This window comes from Lacrimispora brassicae (assembly GCF_054772055.1).
On the sequence record NZ_BRYH01000002.1, the window covers coordinates 87,912 to 110,937 of the forward strand.

Below are 23,026 nucleotides of genomic sequence, written 5' to 3' on the forward strand. Positions count from 1 at the left end.
AAGATTGCTCCTTTACCTGCCTACCGGACATAATCCGGGAAATATTTGGGGATAAAATCCGTATCAACGTCTCCATCCCGGTAAGCATCATGACTCAGGATATCAAACTGAAAATCCACATTTGTCTCGATTCCCTCGATGATCAGCTCCCCAAGAGCGCTTCTCATCTTTAAGATGGCCTCTTCCCTGTCTTTTCCATGGACGATCATCTTCATTAACATGGAATCGTAGTTGGCCGGAACCTTATAATCGTTGTAAATGTGGGTGTCAATGCGGACACCGTTGCCTCCCGGCACATGGACATTTTTTATAAGACCCGGACAGGGCATGAAGTTTTTCGAAGGATTTTCCGCATTGATCCTGCATTCAATGGCATGGCCTGTGATCACCACATCCTCCTGCCTTATGCTCAAAGGTTCCCCTGCTGCGACCCGGATCTGTTCCTTGATCAGATCTAAGCCGGTCACCATTTCCGTCACCGGGTGCTCTACCTGGATGCGGGTGTTCATTTCCATGAAGTAAAAATTCTTATGGCTATCCAGAAGGAATTCAATGGTTCCCGCATTCTCATATCCAACGGCCTTGGCTGCACGGACTGCGATCTCTCCCATGCGGTTTCTCAGCTCCTGAGAAATAGCGGCTGAGGGAGATTCTTCCAGAACCTTCTGATGGCGCCTTTGAATGGAACAGTCACGCTCTCCTAAATGCACCACATTTCCAAACTTATCCGCCATGATCTGAAATTCAATATGCCTTGGCTTTTCAATATATTTTTCAATATACATGGTATCATCGGAAAATCCCTTCACCGACTCCATCTGGGCATTCTTAAAATTAGCCTCGAAATCCTCCAGGCTTCTGGAAATTCTCATACCTTTTCCGCCACCCCCTGAAGAAGCCTTGATCATAACAGGAAAACCGATTTGATCCGCCATGGATTTGGCCTCTTCCACCTGACGGACTGCTTCCTTACCTCCAGGAATTACAGGAACCCCTGCTTCTATCATAGTCTTTCTGGCCTCGGATTTATTTCCCATCTTCCCGATGATTCCCGCGGAAGGACCGATAAAGGCAATGTTACACTTTTCACAAAGTTCTGCAAACCTTTCATTCTCCGAAAGAAAGCCAAACCCCGGATGAATGGCATCCGCCTTCATGGCTACGGTGGCCGTAAGGATCCTCTCCATGTTTAAGTAGCTCTGGGTCGAGGGCGCAGGGCCAATGCAGATGGCCTCGTCAGCCAATAAGGTATGAAGGCTATCCCGGTCCGCTTCCGAATAAACAGCCACGGTTTTGATCCCCATTTCCCTGCAGGCTCTTATGATACGCACCGCAATCTCTCCGCGGTTGGCAATTAAAATCTTATCAAACATGAGCCTCACCTATCCAATCATAAATGTCAGTTCTGCACTGGCAGCCAGCTTGCCGTCCACAGTTGCAGTGGCCTTTCCTACGCCCACAGGGCCTTTGCGCCTAATGATCTCACATTCCAGCTTAAGCCTTTCTCCCGGAATGACCTTGTGTTTGAATTTTGCCTTATCAATACCGCCGAAATAAGCAATTTTTCCCTTGTTATCTTCTAAGCTCAAAATCGCCACTGCTCCTACCTGCGCCAGAGCCTCTATGATCAGGACTCCCGGCATTACCGGCTCTGCCGGAAAATGTCCCTGAAAAAATGACTCATCATAAGTCACACATTTATATCCAACCGCTTTCACTCCAGGTTCAAACTCCTCGATGCAATCCACCAGTAAAAACGGGTGTCTGTGAGGAATGATCTCCTGGATCTCCTTAATACCTAACATTATGCGCCCTCCTACTTTTAAAAGAGAGGCCCAGCCTCTGGACCTCTCTTAGTTATTACAACGGCTTACCGGATACGGAACAGAGGCTGACCGTATTCCACCACATCTTCATTGCCTACCAGAATGGCTTCTACCACGCCATCGTATTCACATTCGATCTCATTCATCAATTTCATGGCTTCGATGATTCCCAGTACCCGGCCTTTCTTCACCTGATCTCCTACCTTTACAAAAGGTTCACTGTCAGGAGATGACGCATTGTAAAAGGTTCCTACCAAGGGAGAGGATACGATCTTTTCTGAACAGATATCATTTCCCGGTACTTCCTCCCCATTCCCGGAAAGAACGGCCGCCAAAGGCGCCTGCTGGGTGAAAACACCTGCTGCCACTTCTGCCGGTACCACAGAGCTTCCGGATATTGTCACGATTTCTCTTTCTTTTTCTTTCTTAATGGAAAGCTTTAAGTCTCCCTCTTCCATCTTAAAGCCGGTCAGGTCATTTTCTTTTACAGCCTGCATCAGCCTGATAATATCATTGATCTCCATAGACTGCCTCCTATTGTTCGAACTTCTTCACAAGAATGCTGGCATTGTGTCCGCCAAATCCCAGGGAATTGCTGATGGCGTATGTTACATCTAAGGAAACGCCTTCCCCCTTGGTGTAATCTAAATCACAGCCTTCCCCTTCTTCTTCAAGGCCGGCAGTGGCATGGACAAAGCCATCCTGAATGGATTTTACACAGGTAATGAACTCCACTCCTCCTGCTGCGCCTAAAAGATGGCCCACCATGGATTTGGTGGAGCTGATCTTCACATCCTTTGCATGATCGCCCAAGGCAGTCTTAATGGCCATGGTTTCAAACAGGTCATTGTGATGAGTGCTGGTGCCATGGGCATTGACATAATCAATTTCCTCAGGAGCAATTCCCCCATCCTTAATGGCCTCGGTCATGGCTCTTGCCGCACCGCTTCCGTCCTCTGCCGGAGAAGTGATATGGTAAGCGTCACAGGTTGACCCGTAGCCAGCTACTTCTCCATAAATCACAGCATTCCTGGAAAGAGCGTGTTCCAGCTCTTCTAAAATAACCACACCTGCCCCTTCTCCCATGACAAAGCCGCTTCTGTCCTTATCAAAGGGGATGGAAGCACGAAGAGGATCGTCAGAGGTGGTAAGAGCCGTAAGAGCCGTAAATCCTGCCACACCGATGGGTGTGATGCTGGCTTCCGCACCTCCTGCCACCATCACATCCGCTTCCCCGTACTGGATGGAACGGAATGCTTCCCCAATGGAATGGGTTCCTGTGGCACAGGCGGTCACCACATTGATGCATTTTCCTTTTAATCCGAACTGGATTCCTACATTTCCGGCCGCCATATTGGATATCATCAAAGGAACCAGAAGAGGGTTTACTCTGCCCGGGCCTTTTTCCAGAAGCTTTTTAGTCTCCCTTTCAAGGGCCTGCAAGCTCCCGATTCCTGAACCAACGCTTACGCCCACCCGGTAAGGATCTTCCTTTTCCATATCAATGCCGGACACTTCCAGGGCTTCCTTGGAGGCCGCCACGGCAAACTGGGCAAACCGCTCCATTCTTTTGGCTGCCTTAACATCCATGTAATCCTTTGGATCGAAATCCTTTACCTCTGCAGCCAGCTTTGCCTTATAATCCGTTGTATCAAACTGGGTGATCGGTCCGATTGCCACCCTTTTTTCCTTTAAGCCATTCCAAAAGCTTTCCACATCTTTTCCAATGGGAGTAATGGCGCCCATACCGGTCACTACGACTCTTCTCTTCATACCGTCTCTCCTTTTCTCTTTACCGTCCATACTATCCGGACAGAATCCACCCTGCTTAACCAGGTGTAAAGGTATGCCTGCCAGACATTCAGGCTTACATAGCCATGCCGCCATCCACACTGATCACCTGACCTGTGATGTATGCGGCTTCCTCTGATGCCAGAAATGCTACGGCACCAGCAACATCTTCCACTGCCCCAAAACGCTTCATCGGGATTTGCTCTAAGGACGCCGCCTTTATGGACTCCGGCAGAACCTCAGTCATTGCTGTATGAATAAAACCTGGAGCCACTGCATTCACCGTGATCCCTCTGCCTGCAACCTCTCTGGCAAAAGATTTGGTAATGCCGATGACGCCGGCCTTTGCTGCACAGTAATTTGCCTGGCCTGCATTGCCTAACACGCCGGAAACAGAAGAGATGTTTATGATCCTTCCGCTCTTTTGCCTGATCATCTGACGGGCCACATGCTTCATGCAGTTGAACACTCCCTTTAAATTGGTATTGATCACTGCGTCAAAATCTTCCTCTGACATCTTCATCAGCAGATTATCCCGTGTGATCCCTGCATTGTTTACAAGAATATCCAGCTTTCCGTATTTCTTTATAACGCTCTCTAAAAATGCGCCCACACTTTCATATTCCGCTACATTGCACTGGATGGCCTCTGCCTTGCCGCCCTTTTCCTGGATCTCCTTTACCACTTCCATGGCCTTGGAATCAGAACCATTATAGTTTATAACCACCGTTGCTCCCTGGCCTGCCAGCTTTATTGCAATCGCCCTGCCAATTCCTCTGGCCGCTCCGGTCACTACTGCTATCTTACCATCTAACATGTTCCTTACCTCCTGCATCCATAATGAAGTTCGATTCACCTGACGGTTCCTCGAACAGCTATTTTTCTAAGTGCCCTTTAGGGTAAAATTCAAGCTGCGCTTACGCTTTCTTTCATTAAGAAAAATATGCCTCCATGTCTTCCAGTTTCTCTATATTAAAGACTCTTACGTCCTTCGTAATCTTTTTAATGAATCCGGCCAGAGTCTTGCCCGGCCCGATTTCGATAAAGGTATCCACTCCGTCTGCTACCATGGTTTCCACGCTTTGCTGCCATCGCACGGAAGAATACACCTGCTTCTTAAGCAGGGGCTTCACCATTTCACGGTCAATTACATACTGGGCCGTCACGTTGGCTGCGTAAGGGATTTCAGGGGTCTTTATTTCCACGCCCTCCAATACCTCTCCCAGTTTTTCCCCCGCACCGGTGAGCATGGAGGAATGGAAAGGCCCGCTTACATTTAACATCAGCGCCCGTTTCGCACCTGCTGCCAGAAGCTTTTCATTTGCCGCTTCCACAGCCTCTTTTTTACCTGATATTACAATCTGCCCCGGGCAGTTGTAATTGGCGATCTGGACTCCCTCCATACCGCTTAACACTTCTTCAATCTTCAAGGCATCCAGTGCCAGAATAGCCGCCATGGCTCCGACCCCTGCAGGAACAGCCTCCTGCATGAGGATTCCTCTCTGCCTGACTGTACGAATGGCATCCCTGTCACTCATAACGCCTGCAGCCGCAAGCGCACAATATTCTCCCAGGCTTAAACCGGCAGACACCTGTGGCCTTATGCCTTTTTCTGCTTCCAGTACCCGCATCATGGCAATGCTGGTGGTCACCATGGCTGCCTGCGTATATTCCGTAATATCCAGCCGGTCATTCTTTTCAAAGCAAAGTTTCGGTAGGTCAAAACCAAGCAGGTCCGAAGCCATATCATACAGTTCTTTTCCAATCCTTGTCTGCTCATAAAAATCCTGGCCCATGCCGCAGTACTGCGCGCCCTGGCCTGGGAAAATAAATGCAATCTTGCTCATAATTATAAACTCCTCTTTAACGGCCAAGCAATTTCTCTGCCTGCTCCATCATCTCATTAATCATTTCCTTACAGGTCTGCTCCTTATAAATCATACCTGCAATCTGCCCGGCCATAACCGTGCCATTTGTCACATCCCCATCATGGACAGCATTTCTTAAGGTTCCAAGGGTTATATACTCCAGTTCCTCAAAGGTTTTGCCTTCCTGCTCCAGTCTTACATACTCCCTGGTCATCTGGTTTCTTAAAGACCTTACGGGATGGCCGTGGCTGCGTCCGGTTACTGCAGAATCAATATCCTTTGCCTTAATGATCCGCTGCTTGTAGTTGTCGTGGACAATGGATTCCTTTGCAACCACAAACCTGGTTCCGATCTGGACAGCCTCTGCTCCCAGCATGAATGCTGCAGCAATTCCCCGTCCGTCTCCGATGCCGCCGGCTGCAATCACTGGTATGGATACTGCATCCACTATCTGTGGAACTAACGTCATGGTGGTCTGCTCGCCGATATGTCCGCCTGATTCACTGCCTTCCGCCACAACCGCATCCGCGCCGTACTTTTCCATCCTCTTTGCCAGAGCTACGGAAGCCACCACCGGGATCACCTTGATGCCTGCTGCCTTCCACATATCCATATACTTTTCCGGGTTTCCGGCTCCGGTAGTAACAACCTTGATGCCTTCCTCCACGATCACCTTTGCCACATCCTCTGCATGAGGGCTTAACAGCATGACATTGACGCCGATGGGTTTTCCCGTCAATTCCTTTGCCTTGCGGATCTCTGCCCTTACCACCTCGCCTGGAGCATTTGCCCCGCCGATCAGCCCTAAGCCTCCGGCCTCCGATACGGCTGCTGCCAGGTGATGCTCAGCCACCCATGCCATGCCACCCTGAATAATCGGATGTTCCACTCCTAAAAGTTCGGTAATTCTGGTTTTCATTACGCTTCCACGCCCTTTGCTTTTAAATAGTCCATAACCTGCTGAACTGTAGTCAGTTTCTCCAAATCCTCAGACGGGATCTCTACGGAATACTCATCCTCAAGAGCCATAACAAGCTCAAATAAATCCAAAGAATCTGCTCCTAAGTCCTCTTTGAAGGAGGATTCCGCAGTGATTGTACCTGCCTCCACATTTAACTGCTCCGCGATAATTTCCTGCATTTTCTCTAACATAATTTAATCTCCTCTTTCATTCATATTCATTTTATGCTATTACTTTGAGTTTCAAAGTATTAGTCAAAATCATTACCACTCCAAAAGAGTGGCTCCCCAGGTTAATCCTGCACCAAAGCCAGCAAGTACGATCTTATCTCCCCGCTGTAATTTCCCTTCCCGGTTCATCTCATCCAAAAGTATGGGTATGGTCGCTCCCGATGTATTCCCATACCGGTCCAGATTGGTGGGAAACTTTTCCATAGGTATCTTCAACCGCTTTGCGATGGATTCAAAAATCCGGTAATTTGCCTGATGCAAAATAAAATATTTAATTTCTTCTATGTCGGTTCCGCTTTCTTCCACTACCCGTTTAATGGACTCGGGCACCGTCTTGACTGCAAATTTGAACACTTCCTGACCGTCCATGGTCATATATCCAAGCTCCGGTTTCTTTCCAGTGAGGAAATTGCCCGTAGTCCGCCCTCCGCATTCCAGGACTTTTCCTCTGGTACCGTCTGCTCCCATGGTCATGTGAAGGATTCCCTTCTCTTCCGCCCGTACCACAGCCGCTCCGGCCCCGTCGCCAAACAGAACACAGGTGCTTCTTTCATTCCAGTCAATGAGCTTACTTAAGGTATCCGCTCCTATCACCAGGCCGGTCTGATAGATTCCTGCCTTAAAAAATCCGTGGATTGTATTTAAAGCATAAACAAATCCGGAGCAAGCCGCGCTTATATCAAAGGCAGCGGCATGATTGGCTCCGATGGCCGCCTGTACCTCGCAGGCACCGCTGGGGAAACAGCAATCTGCAGAAGATGTGGCTAAAATGATGATATCCAGTTCTTCTGCCGATACACCGGCATTGTTAAGGGCTTCCTTCGCCGCCTGTATGGCCAGATCAGAGGTTCCTGACTCCGCCGATGCGATCCGCCTCTCCTTTATTCCGGTCCTGGTCCTTATCCACTCATCGCTGGTATCCACAAACCTTGCCAGATCCTCATTGGTTACCACCTGCTCCGGGACAGCAGAACCTGTTCCTATTATTCTTGTTGTCATAAATTCCCCCATTCATGCTCCGGCATTCCCTTTTCAGAGCCTGCTGGATCCATGCCGCGTTGGATTGTTTTATTTATCAAATATTTTGAATATCAAAGTAATTTTATAAAAAGATGCGCTGATTGTCAAGAGAAATTTTATCATTCACTTTTTAACAAGTACTGATAAACCTCTCTTTTACTGATCCCTCTGTCCTTTGCCACCATGCGCATGGCTTCCTTCCGGTCCAATCCTTGATTTACATAAAGTTCCATATGTTCCTCCAGGGACATCTCCCGGGAAGCCATGACTTTTTCCTCTATTTTGTCCCTGATGCTTTTTCCTTCTATGACGATGACGCACTCTCCCTTAGGTGCTTCCTCCTCATAGGCCTTTAACGCATCTGTAAAGGTTGTCCGAAACGCCGTTTCAAACCGTTTTGTAATCTCCCTGCAAATAGTGATCTTCCGGTCTCCCAAAGCTTCATAAAGCTCTTTTAAAGTCTTGACAAGCCGGTGGGGCGCTTCGTAAATGACAATGGTCCTGGATTCTTCCTTAAGTTCTTCCAGGATCCACTGCTTTTCCTTCTTATCAGACGGCAAAAAGGCTTCAAAACAAAAACGCCTGGTCCCAAGGCCGGAGAGGGTCAGAGCCGTGATACAGGCCGCCGGACCAGGAAGAGAAGTGAGCTGGATTCCCGCCTCATAGCACTGCCTTACCAGTTCCTCCCCTGGATCGGAGATGCCGGGAGTTCCGGCATCCGTGATCAGGGCGATCCTGACTCCCAGTTTCATCTGTTCCACTAAGTATCTGGCCTTTTCCACCTTATTATGCTCATGGTAGCTGGTCATGGGCGTTTTTATATCAAAATGGTTTAATAGCTTGATGCTGTGGCGGGTATCCTCCGCCGCGATCAAATCCACTTCCTTTAACGTATTTAAAACCCTCAGGGTAATGTCTTCAAGGTTCCCTATGGGTGTTGCACACAAAAATAATTTTCCCTTATTCTCTTCCAATTTTCCTGCTCCCAGTCATTTCCTCTTAATACCTGCAAGGCATTTCTATTTCCTTATAGATCAATACCCATAAATGGTATAAATTTCATCCGTATACACACCAGGTTCTTTATATACAATCACAGGGGCCTCCACTTTAATCATGGATCTTCCTCCCCGTACCGCTTCTATGAGAACCATGTTTGCCTCCCTGTCCACAAAGGGATGAACCATTTTCAACCGTTTTGGCTCCAGGCGGCAGCTTTTTAATTCCGTTATGATCTCAGCCAGCCGGTGAGGGCGGTGCACCATATAAAACCGCCCTCCCGGGCGCAGAAGCCTTGCCGCCTCCCTTGTCACATCATGAAGAGTGCATAACACCTCATGGCGGGCAATGGCCTTTGGCAGCTCCGGGTTTTTAAGGCCATGGGAATCATTCATATACGGAGGGTTAGAGGTCACCACGTCAAAGGAAGCCGCGCCAAATAAACGGCTGGCTTCCTTTATATCTCCTGTCACAATAGAAATTTTCTCTTCCAGATGGTTTAAGGCAACACTCCTTCTGGCCATTTCCGCCATTGCCTCCTGAATCTCCAGCCCGGTATAATGAAGACCCTGATTTTTGGCCTCCAAAAGAAGGGGGATGATTCCAGTGCCTGTCCCTAAATCCACCGCTTTTTCTCCTGGCTTTACCAGGGCAAATCCGGAAAGAAGGACCGCATCCATGCCAAAGCAGAATCCATCCCGGTTCTGTATGATCTTATACCCGTTTCTCTGCAGATCATCAATACGTTCATTTTCTTTCAAATCAATTGTCATCTAACTTGGACTTTCCTTCTTTCTTTTCAAGAGCTTCCAATGCCTTTAACTCCACATCAGTTACCTGGGTCTTCTCCCGGCGGCGTCTTGGTTTGAATTTCAACTGTTCCACCTTGTATTCCCGGATTTCCTTTTCATCCTTAGTGGTGACAAGCACCTTTACCAACTGCCTTAAAACGCTTACAGAATGAACCTCACCCTTAAGCCCATCATCTGTTGTCACATAATCGCCTACATTGGGAAGCTTGCTGTTAAGCTCCTCATAGGTTTCCTCTTCATTTTTTAAGCAGCACATGAGCCTTCCGCAAACGCCGGAAATCTTGGTGGGATTTAAAGAAAGGTTCTGTTCCTTAGCCATCTTAATAGAAACGGGTATGAATTCAGAAAGGTAAGAGTGGCAGCATAAAGTTCTTCCGCAAATGCCGATCCCTCCCACGATCTTCGTCTCATCCCTGACTCCTACCTGACGAAGTTCAATCCTGGTTTTGAAAACAGAAGCCAGATCCTTCACAAGCTCCCTGAAATCAATTCTTCCGTCTGCAGTAAAATAAAACAGCACCTTATTATTATCAAAGGTATATTCCGCATCGATCAGCTTCATCTGAAGACCATGTTTTTTGATCTTTTCCCTGCATATCTTAAATGCTTCTTTTTCCTTTTCGTGGTTTTTCTTTTCTACTTCATCATCACCCCTGGTGGCCATGCGGATCACCGGCTTTAAAGGCTGGATCACCTTATCGTCTTCCACTTCCCGGCATCCCAGGACAACATAACCATATTCAATTCCCCGTGCAGTCTCCACAATTACATGATCCCCGGTCAATACTTCCAGATTCACGGGATCAAAGTAATATATTTTTCCTGCATTGCGGAAACGAACGCCTATTACCTTTATCATCAATTAATTCTCCTTCATAACAAGCAGCATGAGCTCCATAGCCAGTTCCATATTCACATTGGCATCCAGACGGATCCTTGCCTTATCAATCGCCTGTAAAATCATCTCAATGCCGTCATAAGCGCTGGCAGCGCTCAACTCTTTCATTGTATTATATTCTTCCCTGAAAATCAGAAGATTGATATCCTGAGTCACCTTATACATTAAAACATCCCGGTACCATAACTGCATAAAATCAAGACAGTCGTAAATATCCAGATTTTCATCCTTCATCCGCTTAATGTAAAAAAGCAGCTCTACAATATCCATATCCTTTATGTGCTTCAGCATATGGAGCAATTCCGTATACATTAGCTGAAATTCCTCAGAGGAAGCCAGATGAATAGCCCTTCCAAGATTCCCTCTGGCAAACGCCCCGTAAACCTCTGCCTTGCTCTCCCCGATGCCCAAAGACCCTGTTAAATAAGATTTCACTACTGAATCCTGCAAAGGCTTTAGCTTTAACTGCACGCATCTGGAAAGAATGGTTGGCAGAAATGATTCCTGATTGGTGGTAAGCAGCATGATGATTGCATAAGAAGGTGGTTCCTCAATGGTCTTTAACAGTGCATTCTGAGCCTGAACCGTCATCTTCTCCGCTTCATCCACAATATAGATTTTATAGTAACTGCTATAAGGGCGTATCATGATGGTGTCATGGATCTGATCCCTGATATCGTCAACGCCAATGCTTCCCGGTTTTCCATGGGTCAGATAAATAAGATCCGGATGGTTTCCGCTCATGACCTGTTTACAGGCATGGCACTGCATACATGGTTCACTCTTTCCCTTTTCACAGAGCAGGGTCATTGCAAATGCATTGGCCAGGAACTTACGCCCCATCCCCGCTTCACCTGTAAGAATGTACGCATGGGAAACATGATTTGATTCAATGGCCTTTTGCAAATGTTCCTTGATTCTCTCATGGCCGATGATATCTTTAAACCCTGGCATAGAGACACCCCCTGTCGCTGTTGTCTGACCCGCTTTCCTGTTTCGTTCACACGGGAAAACGAATCAAACTAATTATAACATAGAACGTTTGCCACCACAAGAATGAAGTATTGGCAAATCCTTTCTCATTTCCTTTTATTCTGCACATTTTCAGCCAATATTTTGCAGTACATGAAACTTTTTGAGTTGAGATTATAGACCAGGTGAAGTATACTGAAAAGAGAAGGTTTGATTCGTATCGGAATTATAACTATGGGGGATGATTTCAATTTTAGGAATAATAATTGCAGACGACGAAAAGAAAATATGCAGGCTTTTAGAATATTTGATTAATTGGGATGAAATAGGGGCTGAGCTTCTGGGTGTTGCTTATGACGGCATTTCTGCCTTTCAGTTGATTCAGGAAAAGAAACCTGACGTTCTGCTTACGGATATCAGAATGCCGGGTATGGATGGACTCCAACTGATTGAAGAAGCAAAAAAACAGAATGCTTCCCTTAAGTGCATCATCATAAGCGGCTATAAGGACTTTCAATACGCACAACAGGGGATCAGGTACGGAGTACGGGATTATCTGTTAAAGCCCATTAATCAGGATGATTTAACCCGCACCTTAAAGAAGCTTGTTAAAGAAACCCTGGAGCAGAAAAGCAGTCAGGAAACCCGGATTCACCTGGAGAAAACGATAAAAAACTATTCCGGTGAATTTAAACGGGTATTTTTAAAAATAGTGCTGGAACAAAAACCGGAGGAAAGACCTGAGACAGTATTAAAAGAAGTCAGGAAAATCAATACCTCCCAGGTTGTTGACCAGGGCGGCCGGTGTCTGGTTGTGAAGCCGGATATTGAATATAAGGATTTTACAAAAGACGCCTATCAGCTTTTAATTGATAAAACCATTGAGATCCTTCAGGTAGAATTTGCTTCTGAAGAAGGAGAATTAACCATTGAGTCCTCCCATGAGGGCATATTTTTAATGCTTTGCCATGAACCTCCTGACAAGGAAGAACTGATCAAAGCCTTAAACCATGTGAGGGACCGAGTCATGGGACTTCAGGACTTATTTCCAAGGATACATTTTACAGCAATCATTACGGAGCCGGTGGATACGGACGAAGAACTGATCCGGCAGATACAGCACAGCCGGATCGCCATGTACAACCGGCTCCTTACGGATACCAATACGGTTTCGGAATTAAATGGGCCTGCTGCAGGATCAGAAGAAAAACACTCCCTAACCCCAAAGATTTCAAGGCTGTTAGAAAATAGGCCGGAATCCTTTGAACCGGAAGAAATCAAAAAATGCTTAAGTGATGCCAAACGGATCTTGCACGAAACAAAAGACATCTCTGGCCTTGACATTAAAATAGAGCTGCTTCGCCTGGCTCACAATTATCTGGACTGGTTTGAGCTGCTGGATTCATCTTTAGACAAAAGCGGGAAAGCTGCATATTTCTCCGAAATGTATGAGCATTGCATCAGCCTTGACCAGGCATTTGAACTCCTGGAAGAAACGCTTATAAAAGCCTTACTTGAAGTTCTGAACCATTTAAAAAGCAGGGAAATAAAACCGGTTGCCTATGCAAAGCATTATATAGAAAAAAACAAGGGTATTGATATAAAGCTGGAAGAGCTGGCAAAAACTGCCGGATTCAGCTATTCCTATTTTTCATATCTGTTTAAAAAGGAAACGGGAAAAACACTGACTGAATATATACAGATGGTAAGAATTGAGACCGCCAAAAAACTTCTGGTGGAAAAAGAACGGAACGTAAGTGAAATAGCGGAGCTGGTTGGTTACAGCGATATCAAATTTTTTACCAAACAGTTTAAAAAAACGCTGGGCGTCTCTCCCAATGAATACCGCAAAATGTTTTTGGAACGTTGAAACAGGGAGGCTATCCTTTGAAAAAACAATGGTTGAAAAAACGAATTCTGATCTGGATCAGGGCCATGGTCTCTTGGAGCTGTCTTGCCCTGATCCTGTTTTTTCTGATTCTGCTTAAGCCGGAACTGACGGAATCCATTTTTTATGGAGTGATGACATGGATTATGCTGTTTTCCTTTCTCCTTCTGCTGGTTATTGGTAAGATCAGTATTTTAGAACCTCTGGGGACCATGAGAAAAAAAACAGAGCTTTTCAACGACGGGATCATTTTCACAGAAATATTCAAAAACCTGGAAGGAATCTCGCCGGACACAGATGCCCTGCTTTTAAAGGTACATGCCATCCTGGACAAAGATAGAATAATAGAAAATGCCAAGCAGCAAGCCAGGTATCTGGCTCTTCAAAATCAAATCAATCCTCATTTCCTCTATAATGTACTGGAATCCATACGTTCCGATGCGATTATGGCCGGAGTCCCGGAAATAGGGAAGATTGCAGAAGCCCTTGCCGTATTCTTCCGCTATACAACTTCAAAAATGGAGAGGCTCAGCACCCTTCAGGAAGAACTGGCCAATGTAGAGAATTATTTTTTAATTCAGAAATACCGCTTTGATGATAAGCTGGAATTAAAGATCAAACTGCCCCGGGATGATGAAGAAATTTTAAAAACCCGAATCCCAAAGCTCACCCTTCAGCCAATCGTGGAAAATGCCATTAAACACGGATTGGAACCTAAGGTTTCAGGGGGAACCGTTGTTATCGATATAGAACACAGCGACACCATCCTTTACCTTTCCGTAATTGATGACGGGATCGGCATTGAAGAAGCCAGGCTTGGAGGCCTTAATGAAAAGCTTTCCCGAATGGATGCCGGGGACGGTTCCGCCAATGAAGGCGGAAAGGGAGGGATCGCTCTCATAAATGTAAATTCAAGAATCCGCCTTCTCATGGGTGATGAATATGGCCTTCACATCCTCAGCACTCCCGGAATCGGAACCGAAGTATGCCTCACACTTCCTTATATGTTTGAGCCGGAAGAAAGGAGGGGATGATGAAAAAAGAACTGATCCGCTATGAAAACATACACTGTTCCATGGATGGCCAGACCTATTTCAATGGACTCTTCTTTCGGGCATTTGAGGGACAGATCTGCTGTGTCATAGTCAACAATACCATTGAAAAAGAGTATTTCCTCCAGCTTCTCCACGGAAATTTAAAGCCAGACTACGGCTGGACCTATTATAAAGAGAAGAAAATAGTATCTTCCAGAATGCAGGAGCAGATACTGAAGCACACTGCATTTATCGGCCGCAACAAAGGAATCTTTTCTGAGTTAAGCGTAGCTGAGAACATTTTCGTGGCCAGCGGCAGGGTCCCATTCTGGAAGAGGGTAAATCCTCTCTGCAGGCATGCTCCCAATCTTCTTAAGGATTTGGATAGTTCCATCCCCCTGCTTGATAAAGCACACATCCTGGATCCCGGCATGCAGAAACAGGCAGAATTAATGCGCGCTTATGTCTCCGGATGCCATCTGGCTGTTATAACGGATATTGAAATGATCATGACAGAAGAGCAGCTTAAAAATTTCTTTATTCTGGTGACAAAGTTAAAGGCCCGGGGAATGACTTTCCTCTACGTTGTAAACAGCTCCACCAAATTATATGAATATGCTGATGAAATAACCATCATCAAAAGCGGCAGAACCATCGGCCATATGGATCAGGAGGATTTTTCCAAATTCCAGACCTATATGGAACTGTTTGAAAAGACCAGAAAAAATACATTGAAAAAAAATAACTTGTTACAAAAACAAATAGATAAAAAAACAGTCTTAGAATTCCAAGATGTGAAGCTGCCTGATCTTCCCGTATTGAATCTATCGTTAAGTGCAGGGGAGGTTCTGAACATATTGGACTTGGATTCTACGGAATGCAGAAATATCCTTCCCATCCTCCAGGGAGAATGGGGATTTGAAGCCGGAAAAATTTTATTAAACGGATTAGAATACTCCTTCCAATCAGTTCACCAATCCATCCGGGATGGCATCGCCTTCATTGAAGCAAGGCCAATGGAAGAAATGCTGTTTGCCGATATGACCATTCTGGATCACATGACTTTTATGATCCAGCGAAACAAGAAAAAGTACTTTTTGAGAAAAAAATACAGAAAGATGACCTGTCATCTGATGGAGGGAATATTTACGGAAGAGGAATTGATGAAAAAAACATATACAGTCAGTGATGAATGCAAATTAAAACTTCTATATTACCGCTGGATCTTTGTCCGTCCAAAGGTCCTGGTATGCATAAAGCCTTTTTCATCTGTTGATTTTCAAATGCGCCAGATCACCATCAATCTGCTGAAAGAAGTTTTAAAGTCAGGAATCGCTGTAATCATCATCACCAACCAGATTGCAGAAGCTTACACCATGGAAGGAAAGAATATCACCTTTCACAATGGAACTATTGCTATGGATTAACTCTTTTTATCGAAGTTTTTTGTATATTTAAACCATAAAAAAGTCTTATTTTTCTAATTAATAAGGCTTTTTTTCTTATTCAATGACTGATTTCGATAAATATACCCCCATATTGCACAAAATATACCATTGTTTCCTCCCCCTTTCACTGTTAAAATAACAAACACATAACATTCATTCATACTATCAAAACGATAGAAAATAAGAAGGGAGATTAAGAAATGATGAAAAGAAAAATCTTATCCATGCTGCTGGTATCCGCTATGCTGGCCACCATGACTGGCTGCGGGGGCCAAAAGACCGTTTCAGAGTCCGGTATGACAGAGAAAGCTTCGTCTGAAGATATTACCGTAGGCGTCATTTTAAAAACACTGTCCAGTGAATACTGGGGTTATGTTGCGGCAGGCGTTCAGGCAGCATCAAAGGATTTGGGGGTTAAGGTTGATCTCCAGGGGCCGGCTTCTGAAACAGCGTATGATGAACAGAATAATATGATCGAGACCATGCTCTCCGGCGGCGTAGATGCGTTTGTCATCTCTCCCCTCCAATCTGACTCTGTGGCAAGCGTAATCGGAGATGTGAAGATTCCCATTATAACCGTAGACACGGATGCGGAAATAGCAGGAAAAGTTTCCTTTGTAGGAACCGGTAACGACAATGCAGCTTACCAAGGCGGATTATTTGCCGCTAAAAAAGCCGGAAAAGGTGCAAAAGCCGTTATTATAGGAGGAGTTGAAGGAAATGCCACCAGCGATGCCCGCCAGGCAGGATATACCAAGGCTCTGGAAGAAAACGGTGTGGAAATTGTTTCCGTACAGTATGCCCAGTCCAATCCGGATACAGCAGCAAATGTAATGGAAAATATCATAACCGCACAGAACGGAGACATTCAGATCGTATGCTGCCACAACGATGATACGGCTGCCGGTGCATCCAATGCCGTAAAACAGCTTGGTTTAAAGGACGTCATCATTGTTGGCTTCGACGGCAACCAAAGCGGTGTTCAGAATATCATTGACGGCAACATAACAGCTACCTGCGCACAGGCCGCTTATACCATGGGTTATAAGGCCGTTGAAACAGCTTTTCAGGCTGTAAAAGGCGAAACCGTTGAAACCTTCGTAGATACAGGATGTGAAGTCATCACAGCAGAAAATGCAGAAACATACTTAGAAAAACTGAAAGGCTACTTAAAATAATCCACTTGAGCACGTTAGGAAAGGTTTGGCGGCATTATGAGTAATTATTTGGTTGAGCTGAAAGGTGTTACAAAACGCTTCCCTGGTGTAGTCGCAATGCGAAACATGTCCTTGCAGATCAAACCTGGCGAGATCCACGGGCTGATCGGTGAAAACGGTGCCGGAAAATCCACCCTGATCAAGGTTTTAACCGGTGTACACATTCCGGAAGAAGGCACCATTTACATAGAAGGGAGCAAAGTTTCATTTAAGAATCCTAATGAAGCTGCCACTGCGGGAATTGCCTGTGTATATCAGGAATTAAACATTGTAAAGCTCCTTTCTGTCACAGACAATATTTTTATTAACAAAGCCTTAAAAAAGAAAGGCAGCCCGTTTCTGGAATATACTAAAATGCATGAAATGGCCCATGAAGTTATGCTTTCTCTAGGGCAGGACATTGATGTAAAAAAGGAATGCGGTTCCTATGGCATGGGAATCCAGCAGATGGTAGAAATTGCAAAAGCCGTCCTGATCGATGCAAAACTCATCATCATGGATGAACCTACCTCCAGCCTTGGGGAAAAGGAAGTGGAACAGTTAATGAAAACGGTCCGTTCCTTAAAGGAAAAAGGCATTGCAATTCTGTTCGTGTCCCATAAACTGGAGGAGCTGTTTGAGCTGTGCGACCGTGTAACGGTCATGAGAGATGGAGAACACATCCTGACAAAAAATACTGATGAATTGGATAACGATTCCCTGATCTCAGCCATGGTAGGCAGAACACTGGATAATCAATATCCGAAAATTGAAGCGGAGACCGGTACGGAGGCTCTGCGGGTGGAACATTTAAACTCTGCAGGTGTTTTAAGGGATGTGAGCTTTCATGCAAACCATGGAGAAATCCTTGGTTTTGCAGGCTTAGTAGGCGCCGGCAGAACCGAAACATTCCGGGCCGTGTTTGGCGCTGACCCCTATGACAGCGGGGATATTTATGTAAACGGGAAAAAATCAGTCATAAAATCACCCAAAGACGGCATCCGCTGCGGAATGGCATTTTTAACAGAAGACCGCAAAGGACAAGGTCTTGTTCTTTCCCAATCAGTCCGGACGAACCTTATCTTAAGTAGTATGAGACGCTGTACGAAAGGCCTGTTCTTTGACGAAAAACAGATCGATCAGTTAGCGGAAGAAACCATCAGCGACTTAAAGATAAAAACTCCCACTGCCGATGAGGTGGTGGGGCAGTTATCAGGCGGCAATCAGCAAAAGGTGGTCATCGGAAAATGGATCAATACAGACGCGGATATCTATATATTTGATGAGCCTACCAGAGGAATTGACGTAGGTGCCAAAGTTGAAGTGTACAACATCATGAACCGCCTGGTCCGTGCCGGAAAATGTGTTATCATGATTTCTTCCGAATTACCGGAGATCATAGGAATGAGTGACCGGGTGATCATCATGAGGGAAGGAAGAGTCATGGGAGAACTTTCGAAAAAAACAGATGTCCTGAATCAGGAAATAATCATGAAAGCTGCTTGGGGAGGTAAAATTTGATGAAAAAGAATAAAATGAAAGATATGATTGGAAAGGTGGCTCCTTTGCTGGCCTTGGTTCTTTTATTCATTGTTTTATCTTTGGCAACAGATAAATTTTTTACACTCAATAATATGATGAATATTTTAAGGCAAACGGCTGTAAACGGGCTGATTTCCGCGGCCATGCTGGTGGTGCTGATTACAGCAGGCATCGACTTATCTGTAGGCGCCAATGCTATTCTGTGCGCATGTATGATGGGTATGCTGAAAAACTCTTTTGGCATTACAAACTCATTGGTATTGATCCTGGTCTGTATCTTAACCGGAGTTTTCGTGGGCTTCTTAAATGGAATATTGCTCACAAAAATGCATCTTCCCCATCCTTTCGTTTCAACCCTGGGTATGAAAAATGTGCTTTGCGGCCTGGCACTGCTGGTTGTCTCAACAAAAACCATCTCCGACTTTCCGGCTGCCGTTACATTCTTAGGTTCCAGCAACTTATTTAAGATATCCGGCGGATTCTCCGGGATTCCTTTATGCTTTATAGTTTTAATATTGATCTATCTGGTCTATCATTTCTTTTTAAATAAAACTGCTCTTGGAAGGATGATTTACTGCGTAGGAGGCAATCCGGAAGCTGCCCGCCTTTCCGGGATCAATTCCGATAATATACTGATATTCGTTTACAGTTTATCCGGATTTATGTGCGCCATTGCCGGTCTGGTTATTGTAGGGCGCTCCGCAGTCGCCAATCCTTCTGCCGCTATCTCACCATATGATACGGATGCCATTGCAGCATGTATTATTGGCGGTGCTTCCTTTATGGGAGGAAAAGGGACCATCTGGGGAACCCTGATCGGTGCCCTGATGATTTCTACCATTCGAAATGGTTTAACACTCTTAAATACTTCAAGTTCCGTACAGTACGTTGTTATCGGCCTTGTAATCATTGCCGCCGTATTTATCGATGTAACAAGAACACGTATGGAAGCAAAAGCCAAACGGCTTGCAGCTAAATAAAAGCCAACTTTAAAATAAGCATGAAAGGCGCTATGGAATTCCATATCTCTTTCATGCTTATTTTAACCATTTACAGCTCTGCTGTCACAGCTTTTACGATCTCAGCCAGGCACGCTTCCAGATCCTGATTGCAGAATCGCCTATGTATTCCGCATCGAACGAGATTTTCTTCTTTAAAATCCTCCTCATCCGCCAGAAACCTTCTGCAAAGCTCCTTATATTTTGGTGTCTTCTGTCCCCTTTCCCGTTTGATCGCTCTCAAAAGCCGATCTCCATCATCGACCTCAACATAAATAGGAAACAGCCTGTCCTTTCCAAAATAATCCCTTGTCTTTTCATAAGATTCCAGGGTTCCGATCATCAGATATCCATTTTTCCCTTCTAAATCAACCTGACCGTCATCAACAGTAAAATAACTCCACGGCCCATAAATCGTTTCATACGTCCTCTCCTCAATAAGCCTGTTTTCTTTCCTGAATTCCTCCAGCTTATCTCTGGTTGTGAAATAATATTCCACCCCATCCCTTTCTCCATCCCGAATCGGTCTGGTGGTATATAAAACAACTTTCTTTAATTGGGGAAGCCTCTTTAAAAGTCTTTTATAAATCGTATCCTTTCCGGAAGCGCTCTTTCCCATTACATAGAATATTTTTCCCATATCATCTGCTCCATCTTTTATTCTGTCTTTTATTCTGTCTTTTATCTGATCTTTTATTTCATCTTTTATTTCATCTTTTATTTCATCTTTTATCTTATCTTTTATCTCAGCTTTTATCTTACCTTTTATCTGATCTTTCATCTTACCTTTTATTTCATCTTTTATCTAATCTTTTATCTTACCTTTTATCTGATCTTTTATCTTATCTTTAATTTTACTTTCCACCCAGTCCTGCTTCATCAACCACATAAAGCTCTCTGGAATCCTCATCCTCCATTCCCTGTACCGCAAGGCCCAGTTCCTTATACTTCATGATCAGATCAATGGATTTCTTATTTAAAACTTCCCCCGGTACAACGATAGGAATCCCCGGCGGGTACACATAAACAAATTCCGCCGATACCATTCCCTCTCCGTCGGGTATTGCGATCCTGTACCTGGGTTCATCCATAGCCTGAGCAATGGTCAGCCGGCATTCCGGTGTTCTCTCAAGCTCAGGACATAAGCTGATCTTACTTTCACAACCATCCTCCGTGGAAAGCCCGGAGTCAATATGAAGAAGGGCATTGCACAGCCGTTCAAGACCTTCCTGAGTATCAGCCAGAGTGGTTATGGCAGTCACATAGTCTGAACCGCACATTTCCATTTCCAGATGATATTCCCTTCTCAGCCTGTCATCCAGCCAGGTCCCCGATTTTCCCGTGCTCCTTGTGGAAATAATGATCTTGGAACGGTCCATGTCATAGATTCCATACGACCCCTTCTCCTGATCCGTAAGAAGCCTAAGATGCTTCAAACCAGACAGAACCTTTCGGATCTTTTCTATTTTACCGGAAAAGAGTTTCATCTGTTCCAGGCCTTCCCCGACCATATAGCGTATACAGCCCTCGATCCCCGCCATCAGTACGTAGGATGGGCTGCTGGTCTGATACATATGCACATAGCGGTCCAATCTCCCCATATCCCCATATCCTTCCCTGACATGCATAACAGCCGTCTGAGTAAAGGAAGGAAGGGTCTTATGAAGGCTTTGAATCACCACATCCGCTCCAAGCTCTAATGCGGAAACCGGAAATTCCCCCTCTCTCCCAAAGGAAAAGTGTGCTCCATGAGCTTCATCCACAATGAGAGGCAGGCGAAACCTATGAACGATCTCTGCAATAGCTTTAATATCAGATACAATTCCATCATAAGTTGGGGATACTACAAACACTGCCTGAATCGACGGATGGTTCATCAACATCTCTTCTATTTTTTCCGGAATTAATCCACCTTGGATACCGAATTCTGGTATGATTTGTGGATAAATGTATTCCGTTTTTAACTGATTGAGGAAAACTCCATGAAACGCTGACTTATGGCAGTTCCTGCTCATAAGAATGGTACCGCCCCTTGATACGGTCCCGCTTATAGCACTGAGTATTCCGCTGCTGCTGCCATTAATAAGATAATAAGTCTTGCTGCTTCCATAAATTCCTGCAGCCCATTCCATGGACTCCCTTAAAATCCCTTCCGGATGGTGCAAATTATCAAAACCGTCTATCTCCGTAATATCTATGGAAAAAGGATTTGGAAAATCAACTGCAAAAGATCCTTTACACTGCCTTTTATGTCCCGGCATATGAAAAGGATAAAAATCTGATTTCCCATATTCCATTAGCTTCTTTAATAAATTCGGTGTTTCATTCATAGTATGAACCGCCTTTCGACTGTATAAACCACTGGCCCACTTCCCTGTTTTTTTGCATTCTTCTACATAAATTAACCCTTTTAGTATAGCATCCTTATCCTCTCTTTACAATTTTTTCTCACAGCGCTATAATATAATTTCGGGAATAAAAAAGGAGATGATTATCATGAGATTAATCGAATTTAAAATGGAGCGCCCCGGTCTGGTAAAAGCGGGAGATGAAGTTCAGATCATAGAGAGGGAAGGAACCAGCAGCTACAGCTATATCATTGACCCTGCCGTGGCTATGTCCGGCTGCTATATGGGACGTGACCGGATCAAATCCGACCACGGAATTGTAAGAGAGATAAAACACAATGACCGTGGGTATTATGTGATTGTAGAATTCAATGAATGACCCCTTTACGATGAGCAACTTTACTTGCCCGAATCTCTGCATCTACAAAAATTGTTGCACAATAAAAAGCCCTGAAACATTTCTGTTTCAAGGCTTGTCCTGAGACACCGGGGATTCGAACCCCGGACAACTTGATTAAAAGTCAAGTGCTCTACCACCTGAGCTAGTATCCCATATGCCCAAAGCCGGAATCGAACCAGCGACACGAGGATTTTCAGTCCTCTGCTCTACCAACTGAGCTATCTGGGCCTATGCACTTTCATTAGTACACGTTTTCCTAAAATTACTCAAAAAAAATTGCGGGGGCAGGATTTGAACCTGCGACCTTCGGGTTATGAGCCCGACGAGCTTCCAGACTGCTCCACCCCGCGTTATTTATTTATATTATATGCAGTGATTAAGATTTTAATCACCAAATGGATGGAGATGGATTCGAACCATCGAAGCTGTCGCAACAGATTTACAGTCTGCCCCCTTTGGCCACTCGGGAACCCATCCATGTTTTTTCTAGTGATGCAAGCCGATGATCGGACTCGAACCGATAACCTGCTGATTACAAATCAGCTGCTCTGCCAATTGAGCCACATCGGCACAACTCTTCTCATGCGTGTCGCTTTGCATACCGAATGGGACCTATAGGGCTCGAACCTATGACCCTCTGCTTGTAAGGCAGATGCTCTCCCAGCTGAGCTAAGATCCCATGATCAAAATTTAGTTTTAAACGACCCGGATGGGACTCGAACCCACGACCTCCGCCGTGACAGGGCGGCGCTCTAACCAACTGAGCCACCAGGCCAAAACTTATTGAAGGTTACT

22 protein-coding genes and 7 tRNA genes are annotated in these 23,026 nt (G+C 45.2%); 7 read left to right on the forward strand and 22 right to left on the reverse strand.

The window, feature by feature from the left end; all coding sequences use genetic code 11:
- Positions 1–20 precede the first annotated feature (20 nt).
- The 13 genes from ACYVD3_RS01155 to holB all read right to left on the reverse strand — a co-directional run bounded on the left by ACYVD3_RS01155 (position 21) and on the right by holB (position 11,359).
- The gene (locus ACYVD3_RS01155) at positions 21–1,373 is read right to left on the reverse strand and encodes an acetyl-CoA carboxylase biotin carboxylase subunit (protein ID WP_460640678.1); all 1,353 of its coding nucleotides are present in this window, start codon (positions 1,371–1,373) and stop codon (positions 21–23) included.
- A gap of 9 nt (positions 1,374–1,382) precedes the next feature.
- Positions 1,383–1,805, reverse strand: a complete 423-nt coding sequence (gene fabZ, locus ACYVD3_RS01160) for a 3-hydroxyacyl-ACP dehydratase FabZ (RefSeq protein WP_460640679.1) — start codon at positions 1,803–1,805, stop codon at positions 1,383–1,385.
- 65 nt (positions 1,806–1,870) lie between these two features.
- Positions 1,871–2,350 (reverse strand): acetyl-CoA carboxylase biotin carboxyl carrier protein, encoded by a 480-nt coding sequence (accB, locus tag ACYVD3_RS01165; RefSeq protein WP_460640680.1) that lies wholly within the window; start codon positions 2,348–2,350, stop codon positions 1,871–1,873.
- Between the two features lie 10 nt (positions 2,351–2,360).
- Positions 2,361–3,599 carry a beta-ketoacyl-ACP synthase II gene (gene fabF / locus ACYVD3_RS01170; protein WP_460640681.1) on the reverse strand — a complete coding sequence of 413 codons (1,239 nt, stop codon included), beginning with the start codon at positions 3,597–3,599 and terminating at the stop codon, positions 2,361–2,363.
- 94 nt (positions 3,600–3,693) lie between these two features.
- Complete coding sequence (gene fabG / locus ACYVD3_RS01175; protein WP_460640682.1) at positions 3,694–4,434, reverse strand: 3-oxoacyl-[acyl-carrier-protein] reductase; 741 nt, start codon at positions 4,432–4,434, stop codon at positions 3,694–3,696.
- A gap of 115 nt (positions 4,435–4,549) precedes the next feature.
- Positions 4,550–5,464, reverse strand: coding sequence for an ACP S-malonyltransferase (fabD, locus tag ACYVD3_RS01180; RefSeq protein WP_460640683.1), 915 nt, complete (start codon positions 5,462–5,464; stop codon positions 4,550–4,552).
- Positions 5,465–5,480: 16 nt separating this feature from the next.
- Complete coding sequence (gene fabK, locus ACYVD3_RS01185; RefSeq protein ID WP_460640684.1) at positions 5,481–6,404, reverse strand: enoyl-[acyl-carrier-protein] reductase FabK; 924 nt, start codon at positions 6,402–6,404, stop codon at positions 5,481–5,483.
- Positions 6,404–6,637, reverse strand: a complete 234-nt coding sequence (gene acpP, locus ACYVD3_RS01190) for an acyl carrier protein (RefSeq protein ID WP_024292603.1) — start codon at positions 6,635–6,637, stop codon at positions 6,404–6,406. Before acpP ends, fabK begins: the two co-directional genes overlap by 1 nt.
- A 72-nt stretch (positions 6,638–6,709) precedes the next feature.
- Positions 6,710–7,675 carry a beta-ketoacyl-ACP synthase III gene (locus tag ACYVD3_RS01195; protein WP_460640685.1) on the reverse strand — a complete coding sequence of 322 codons (966 nt, stop codon included), beginning with the start codon at positions 7,673–7,675 and terminating at the stop codon, positions 6,710–6,712.
- A 140-nt stretch (positions 7,676–7,815) separates the two neighbouring features.
- Positions 7,816–8,670, reverse strand: a complete 855-nt coding sequence (rsmI, locus tag ACYVD3_RS01200; RefSeq protein ID WP_460640686.1) for a 16S rRNA (cytidine(1402)-2'-O)-methyltransferase — start codon at positions 8,668–8,670, stop codon at positions 7,816–7,818.
- Between the two features lie 60 nt (positions 8,671–8,730).
- The gene (locus ACYVD3_RS01205) at positions 8,731–9,468 is read right to left on the reverse strand and encodes a tRNA1(Val) (adenine(37)-N6)-methyltransferase (RefSeq protein ID WP_460640687.1); all 738 of its coding nucleotides are present in this window, start codon (positions 9,466–9,468) and stop codon (positions 8,731–8,733) included.
- Positions 9,458–10,366 carry a PSP1 domain-containing protein gene (locus ACYVD3_RS01210; protein ID WP_460640688.1) on the reverse strand — a complete coding sequence of 303 codons (909 nt, stop codon included), beginning with the start codon at positions 10,364–10,366 and terminating at the stop codon, positions 9,458–9,460. Before ACYVD3_RS01210 ends, ACYVD3_RS01205 begins: the two co-directional genes overlap by 11 nt.
- 3 nt (positions 10,367–10,369) lie before the next feature.
- Positions 10,370–11,359, reverse strand: a complete 990-nt coding sequence (gene holB, locus ACYVD3_RS01215) for a DNA polymerase III subunit delta' (protein ID WP_460640689.1) — start codon at positions 11,357–11,359, stop codon at positions 10,370–10,372.
- 259 nt (positions 11,360–11,618) lie between these two features.
- Here holB and ACYVD3_RS01220 point away from each other — a divergent pair, with 259 nt between their 5' ends.
- The 6 genes from ACYVD3_RS01220 to ACYVD3_RS01245 all read left to right on the forward strand — a co-directional run bounded on the left by ACYVD3_RS01220 (position 11,619) and on the right by ACYVD3_RS01245 (position 19,465).
- On the forward strand, positions 11,619–13,247 hold the full coding sequence (locus tag ACYVD3_RS01220; protein WP_460640690.1) for a response regulator: 1,629 nt from the start codon (positions 11,619–11,621) through the stop codon (positions 13,245–13,247).
- A gap of 17 nt (positions 13,248–13,264) precedes the next feature.
- Positions 13,265–14,299, forward strand: coding sequence for a sensor histidine kinase (locus ACYVD3_RS01225; RefSeq protein ID WP_460640691.1), 1,035 nt, complete (start codon positions 13,265–13,267; stop codon positions 14,297–14,299).
- The gene (locus ACYVD3_RS01230) at positions 14,296–15,726 is read left to right on the forward strand and encodes a hypothetical protein (RefSeq protein ID WP_460640692.1); all 1,431 of its coding nucleotides are present in this window, start codon (positions 14,296–14,298) and stop codon (positions 15,724–15,726) included. The genes ACYVD3_RS01225 and ACYVD3_RS01230 overlap by 4 nt, the downstream gene beginning before the upstream one ends.
- Before the next feature lie 221 nt (positions 15,727–15,947).
- Entirely contained in the window at positions 15,948–16,925 is a 978-nt protein-coding gene (locus ACYVD3_RS01235; RefSeq protein ID WP_460640693.1) for a sugar ABC transporter substrate-binding protein, read from the forward strand.
- Between the two features lie 36 nt (positions 16,926–16,961).
- Positions 16,962–18,464: a sugar ABC transporter ATP-binding protein gene (locus tag ACYVD3_RS01240; protein WP_460640694.1), complete on the forward strand. Its 1,503-nt coding sequence runs from the start codon at positions 16,962–16,964 to the stop codon at positions 18,462–18,464.
- Positions 18,464–19,465, forward strand: a complete 1,002-nt coding sequence (locus ACYVD3_RS01245; protein ID WP_460640695.1) for an ABC transporter permease — start codon at positions 18,464–18,466, stop codon at positions 19,463–19,465. Before ACYVD3_RS01240 ends, ACYVD3_RS01245 begins: the two co-directional genes overlap by 1 nt.
- 70 nt (positions 19,466–19,535) lie before the next feature.
- Here the strand turns inward: ACYVD3_RS01245 and ACYVD3_RS01250 are convergent, their stop codons facing one another.
- Both ACYVD3_RS01250 and ACYVD3_RS01255 read right to left on the reverse strand, forming a co-directional pair.
- Positions 19,536–20,123, reverse strand: a complete 588-nt coding sequence (locus ACYVD3_RS01250) for a guanylate kinase (protein WP_460640699.1) — start codon at positions 20,121–20,123, stop codon at positions 19,536–19,538.
- A gap of 214 nt (positions 20,124–20,337) precedes the next feature.
- Complete coding sequence (locus ACYVD3_RS01255; protein ID WP_460640696.1) at positions 20,338–21,813, reverse strand: aminotransferase class I/II-fold pyridoxal phosphate-dependent enzyme; 1,476 nt, start codon at positions 21,811–21,813, stop codon at positions 20,338–20,340.
- Positions 21,814–21,979: 166 nt separating this feature from the next.
- On the opposite strand from ACYVD3_RS01255, the gene ACYVD3_RS01260 reads away from it, so the two are divergent.
- Entirely contained in the window at positions 21,980–22,210 is a 231-nt protein-coding gene (locus ACYVD3_RS01260) for a hypothetical protein (protein ID WP_460640697.1), read from the forward strand.
- A gap of 100 nt (positions 22,211–22,310) precedes the next feature.
- Here the strand turns inward: ACYVD3_RS01260 and ACYVD3_RS01265 are convergent.
- The 7 genes from ACYVD3_RS01265 to ACYVD3_RS01295 all read right to left on the reverse strand — a co-directional run bounded on the left by ACYVD3_RS01265 (position 22,311) and on the right by ACYVD3_RS01295 (position 23,006).
- Positions 22,311–22,383: transfer RNA gene (locus ACYVD3_RS01265), tRNA-Lys, on the reverse strand.
- Between the two features lie 3 nt (positions 22,384–22,386).
- A tRNA-Phe gene (locus ACYVD3_RS01270) sits at positions 22,387–22,459 on the reverse strand.
- Positions 22,460–22,507: 48 nt separating this feature from the next.
- Positions 22,508–22,581 (reverse strand) — tRNA-Met (locus ACYVD3_RS01275).
- Positions 22,582–22,627: 46 nt separating this feature from the next.
- A tRNA-Tyr gene (locus ACYVD3_RS01280) sits at positions 22,628–22,708 on the reverse strand.
- Between the two features lie 20 nt (positions 22,709–22,728).
- Positions 22,729–22,801: transfer RNA gene (locus ACYVD3_RS01285), tRNA-Thr, on the reverse strand.
- Between the two features lie 36 nt (positions 22,802–22,837).
- Positions 22,838–22,910: transfer RNA gene (locus ACYVD3_RS01290), tRNA-Val, on the reverse strand.
- Positions 22,911–22,932: 22 nt separating this feature from the next.
- Positions 22,933–23,006 (reverse strand) — tRNA-Asp (locus ACYVD3_RS01295).
- Between the last annotated feature and the right edge of the window lie 20 nt (positions 23,007–23,026).

Coding starts and splice junctions, on each gene's coding strand:
- ACYVD3_RS01260 (WP_460640697.1), top strand. CDS start 21,980: ATGAGATTAATCGAATTTAAAATGGAGCGCCCCGGTCTGGTAAAAGCG.
- ACYVD3_RS01255 (WP_460640696.1), bottom strand. CDS start 21,813: ATGAATGAAACACCGAATTTATTAAAGAAGCTAATGGAATATGGGAAA.
- ACYVD3_RS01205 (WP_460640687.1), bottom strand. CDS start 9,468: ATGACAATTGATTTGAAAGAAAATGAACGTATTGATGATCTGCAGAGA.
- ACYVD3_RS01240 (WP_460640694.1), top strand. CDS start 16,962: ATGAGTAATTATTTGGTTGAGCTGAAAGGTGTTACAAAACGCTTCCCT.
- fabK (WP_460640684.1), bottom strand. CDS start 6,404: ATGAAAACCAGAATTACCGAACTTTTAGGAGTGGAACATCCGATTATT.
- ACYVD3_RS01235 (WP_460640693.1), top strand. CDS start 15,948: ATGATGAAAAGAAAAATCTTATCCATGCTGCTGGTATCCGCTATGCTG.
- ACYVD3_RS01230 (WP_460640692.1), top strand. CDS start 14,296: ATGATGAAAAAAGAACTGATCCGCTATGAAAACATACACTGTTCCATG.
- ACYVD3_RS01220 (WP_460640690.1), top strand. CDS start 11,619: ATGATTTCAATTTTAGGAATAATAATTGCAGACGACGAAAAGAAAATA.
- ACYVD3_RS01155 (WP_460640678.1), bottom strand. CDS start 1,373: ATGTTTGATAAGATTTTAATTGCCAACCGCGGAGAGATTGCGGTGCGT.
- fabG (WP_460640682.1), bottom strand. CDS start 4,434: ATGTTAGATGGTAAGATAGCAGTAGTGACCGGAGCGGCCAGAGGAATT.
- fabF (WP_460640681.1), bottom strand. CDS start 3,599: ATGAAGAGAAGAGTCGTAGTGACCGGTATGGGCGCCATTACTCCCATT.
- ACYVD3_RS01245 (WP_460640695.1), top strand. CDS start 18,464: ATGAAAAAGAATAAAATGAAAGATATGATTGGAAAGGTGGCTCCTTTG.
- accB (WP_460640680.1), bottom strand. CDS start 2,350: ATGGAGATCAATGATATTATCAGGCTGATGCAGGCTGTAAAAGAAAAT.
- ACYVD3_RS01250 (WP_460640699.1), bottom strand. CDS start 20,123: ATGGGAAAAATATTCTATGTAATGGGAAAGAGCGCTTCCGGAAAGGAT.
- ACYVD3_RS01210 (WP_460640688.1), bottom strand. CDS start 10,366: ATGATAAAGGTAATAGGCGTTCGTTTCCGCAATGCAGGAAAAATATAT.
- acpP (WP_024292603.1), bottom strand. CDS start 6,637: ATGTTAGAGAAAATGCAGGAAATTATCGCGGAGCAGTTAAATGTGGAG.
- ACYVD3_RS01195 (WP_460640685.1), bottom strand. CDS start 7,675: ATGACAACAAGAATAATAGGAACAGGTTCTGCTGTCCCGGAGCAGGTG.
- holB (WP_460640689.1), bottom strand. CDS start 11,359: ATGCCAGGGTTTAAAGATATCATCGGCCATGAGAGAATCAAGGAACAT.
- fabZ (WP_460640679.1), bottom strand. CDS start 1,805: ATGTTAGGTATTAAGGAGATCCAGGAGATCATTCCTCACAGACACCCG.
- fabD (WP_460640683.1), bottom strand. CDS start 5,464: ATGAGCAAGATTGCATTTATTTTCCCAGGCCAGGGCGCGCAGTACTGC.